The organism is Methylophaga sp. UBA5088 (assembly GCF_002414625.1).
Lineage (GTDB): Bacteria > Pseudomonadota > Gammaproteobacteria > Nitrosococcales > Methylophagaceae > Methylophaga > Methylophaga marina.
In genome coordinates, this window is the sequence record NZ_DIAC01000118.1 from 19,352 (window position 1) to 23,281 (window position 3,930).

General features: G+C 43.4%; 4 protein-coding genes. 2 read left to right on the forward strand and 2 right to left on the reverse strand.

What is annotated here, in order from left to right:
• Positions 1–212 (reverse strand): POTRA domain-containing protein (locus B4K20_RS14830; protein WP_289283504.1); only part of this gene is annotated, 212 nt, incomplete at its 3' end.
• A 203-nt stretch (positions 213–415) separates the two neighbouring features.
• The gene (locus tag B4K20_RS14835; protein ID WP_286304898.1) at positions 416–1,336 is read right to left on the reverse strand and encodes a helix-turn-helix domain-containing protein; all 921 of its coding nucleotides are present in this window, start codon (positions 1,334–1,336) and stop codon (positions 416–418) included.
• 154 nt (positions 1,337–1,490) lie between these two features.
• On the opposite strand from B4K20_RS14835, the gene B4K20_RS14840 reads away from it, so the two are divergent.
• The gene (locus B4K20_RS14840) at positions 1,491–3,011 is read left to right on the forward strand and encodes an aldehyde dehydrogenase family protein (RefSeq protein ID WP_289283505.1); all 1,521 of its coding nucleotides are present in this window, start codon (positions 1,491–1,493) and stop codon (positions 3,009–3,011) included.
• Between the two features lie 129 nt (positions 3,012–3,140).
• The coding region (locus tag B4K20_RS14845) for an AMP-binding protein (protein WP_289283506.1) at positions 3,141–3,930 on the forward strand (790 nt) is incomplete at its 3' end.

Below are 3,930 nucleotides of genomic sequence, written 5' to 3' on the forward strand. Positions count from 1 at the left end.
TCACCAAGAGCAATGGTATAAATGGCTTGCCAGTTGTCTTTGTCATGATGTAATTCAGCGTGGATGTCTGGCTGGTAATAACCAAATACCGTAAGCATTGTGCGCAACTCTTCAATTGCTGAGGAATGCAGTTTTTCCAGATAACGTTGATTTAAACGATCACTGTCTTTTTGTTTTTCAATTGAAAGGCCATTGAGTAAGGTCTTACTCAAGGCTTCATCTACACCGTTGATTTTTACAGTTAATTTAATAGGATCAGAGAGCGATACTGAACTAAAAAATATCAGTATAAATATGAATAATAGTCTGTAAAGAGAGGCTATTGCAGGCAAAATAATCTCGGGTTGAAAGTAAGATAGACAGCTATTATGACAGCAGAATAATGACTTGCCGATGATAAATTGAGATAGGCGTTTTACTTTTTATTGATGAACTTCTGACGATAAACGCTTGGCGCACAGCCAAAAAAACCGGTAAAGCGACGACTAAAGTGACTTAAATCACTAAAACCAAAACTGTAACAAGCATCCGTCACACTTTTACCAGCCTGCATGGCTTCTGCTGCTGCTTTTAAACGAATTTGCTGCTGAAACTCACCCGGCGTACAACCCAATTGCTTTTTAAACTCTACATACAGTCTGCTTCGACTCATACAGGCCTTACGACATAACTGATCCACATCCAGAGGATGAGCAATATTCTGCTCCAAATAATGAATCGCTGCTGTCACACCTGTCGCATCGGGAGATTGCTGGCAATAACTTAATAGAACATCACGCCCTTGTTCCCTGAGTAGTCTAATCACCAGCTCAGTAACACTGAGATCCAACATAATCTCTTTATCTGGATCATTGCGAGTGTACAAAGCCACCATTTTTTCCAGCAAATGCTGAGTATCACCCGTGTGATGTTTATGAATGATTTTGGGCTGATATTCCCACTCGTGATTAGGAGCATCAAGCACAATGAGATCTCGCATACGCTCTGACAGTTTTTCAATTCTATCTTTAGATATCTCTATGGTCAGACACGTTGTCGGATCGGTTTCATTGGCATCCGGAAAATCAATTTCCACAAGTTCACCTGGAGGAACAACGTAAGACTCATGCGGCAAAAACAGTTCACCGTCATTCTTATGCGGGCTATGCATGACTTTTCGACCACTTACCATGCCACAGTAGAGCAATTGCTGCGCTTCCAGCCCAACTCGGCTTACGGCACGATAGGTATCGTAAATGCTCAGTTCTGACTCAGGGCCAGCAAACTGAACTTTATTTTCAGTCAAGAATTGTCGTTTTTCACGCCGTTTTACCAGCGAGAGTTTCTCAATTTTCATCCAGATATCTTATACCAAATTCGAAAATAATTTTGGAATGCTTCTGGACTCTCAGTCAAGTGATTGAGATTTTCAGTCAAGCGCACTTGCCAGTGATGGAATTATCCTGCATCTTTATGTTCAGACTATAACCATAAGCAAAGAGAGAAAGACTATGATCTATGCAAAACCCGGTACTGAAGGCGCTGTCGTCAGTTTTGAATCGCGTTATGAAAACTTCATTGGTGGCAAATGGGTTGCGCCAGTGAAAGGTCAATATTTCACGAATACCACGCCTGTAACAGGTGAAGTGATTTGTGAAATTCCAGAATCAACTGCAGAAGATATTGACTTGGCATTAGATGCCGCCCATGCGGCGAAAGATGCTTGGGGTAAAACGTCTGTTCAACAACGTTCTAATATTCTGTTAAAAATTGCCGACCGCATTGAAGAAAATCTTGAAATGCTTGCCGTGGCTGAAACCTGGGATAACGGTAAAGCCGTTCGTGAAACATTAAATGCCGATATCCCACTCGCTGCAGACCACTTCCGATATTTCGCTGGCTGCATCCGTGCACAGGAAGGCACCATGGGTGAAATCGATGAAACGACTGTCGCATACCACTTCCATGAGCCTCTCGGTGTCGTAGGTCAAATTATTCCATGGAACTTCCCGCTTCTGATGGCAGCATGGAAACTGGCACCAGCATTGGCTGCTGGTAACTGCATTGTGATGAAACCGGCAGAATCAACACCTGTTTCCATTCTCAAACTGATGGAAGTCATTGGTGACTTGTTACCTGCTGGTGTTTTAAACATTGTTAATGGCATGGGTCGCGTTGCTGGTGAAGCATTAGCCTCAAGTACACGTATTGCCAAAATTGCCTTCACTGGTTCAACACCTGTTGGCTCGCACATCATGAAACGTGCAGCGGAAAATATTATTCCATCGACTACTGAATTAGGTGGTAAATCGCCTAACGTTTTCTTCGAAGATATCATGCAACAAGAAGAAGACTATATTAATAAGTGTGCTGAAGGTTTGGTTCTGGCCTTCTTCAACCAGGGTGAAGTCTGCACATGTCCATCTCGAGCGGTTATTCAAGAAAGCATCTATGATGACTTCATTAAAATTGTTATTGAACGCGCTAAGAACATCAAACGTGGTAACCCTCTGGATACTGAAGTACAGGTGGGTGCGCAAGCGTCACAAATGCAATTTGAAAAGATCCTCAGCTATGTTGATATCGGTCGTCAGGAAGGTGCAGAAGTGCTTATGGGCGGTCAGGTTGAGCAACTCGGTGCTGAATTCGACAATGGTTACTACATCCAGCCAACGTTGATGAAAGGCCATAACAAAATGCGTATCTTCCAGGAAGAAATCTTTGGACCCGTTGTCTCTGTAACCACATTCAAAGATGAAGCAGAAGCTTTAGAAATTGCCAATGACACCGAGTTTGGTCTGGGTGCCGGCTTGTGGACGCGTGATATGAACCTGGCTTATCGTATGGGCCGCGGCATTCAGGCCGGTCGTGTGTGGACAAACTGCTACCATATGTATCCTGCTCATGCCGCATTCGGTGGCTATAAAAAATCCGGTGTTGGACGTGAAACCCACAAAATGGTGCTGGAACATTATCAACAAACTAAAAACTTGTTGGTTAGCTATAGCACTAGCCCACTCGGTTTCTTCTAGAAGCCTGTTCACTCCCAAAACTCTCCCTCAATACAAATTGAGGGAGAGTTTTTTATGTCTGCTTAACACACATTGATAATCATTGTATTGTGTTAATTTAGCTAAAGAATAATTATAAAGGTGTCGCATATGGCTCAAGATAATATCGAATCAACCTTACACGAAGATCGTCAATTTCCACCTAGTGAAGCCTTTCTCAAAACGGCATCATTACTCTCAGACCAACTTGATGTCTTATACAAAAAAGCGGAACAAGATCACGAAGCATTTTGGGCTGAGATAGCGCGCCAGGAAATCGATTGGAAACAGCCTTTCACCCAAACTCTAGACGATACTAATGCCCCGCATTACCGTTGGTTTCCGGATGGCAAGCTCAACGTCTCTTATAACTGTCTGGATCGTCAGCTTGAAAAAAATGCGGATAAAACAGCCGTCATTTTTGAAGGTGAAAAAGGCGATGTAGAACATATCAGTTATCGAGAGCTTCATCGTCGTGTCAGCATCTTTGCCAATGCATTGAAAGCACAAGGTATTGGTAAAGGTGATCGCGTCATTATTTACATGCCCATGATTACTGAAGCTGTCGTTGCTATGCAGGCTTGTGCACGGATTGGCGCGATTCATTCGGTGGTATTCGGCGGGTTTTCAGCGTCCTCCTTAAAAGACCGTATCGAAGACACTCAGGCTAAATTGATCATCACCGCCGATGGCGGCTTTCGTGGCGGTAAAACCGTTGAATTGAAAAAAACAACCGATCAAGCATTAGATGCTGGCTGTATGAGCGTCGAAAAAGTCATTGTTTATCAAAGAACAAAACATGACGTGCCTATGCAAGCTGGAAGAGATATCTGGTGGTCTGATGTGACAGCAGATCAGCCTGAAGAATGTGAACCGGAATGGATGGACGCAGCAGACCCGT

Coding starts and splice junctions, on each gene's coding strand:
- B4K20_RS14835 (WP_286304898.1), bottom strand. CDS start 1,336: ATGAAAATTGAGAAACTCTCGCTGGTAAAACGGCGTGAAAAACGACAA.
- B4K20_RS14840 (WP_289283505.1), top strand. CDS start 1,491: ATGATCTATGCAAAACCCGGTACTGAAGGCGCTGTCGTCAGTTTTGAA.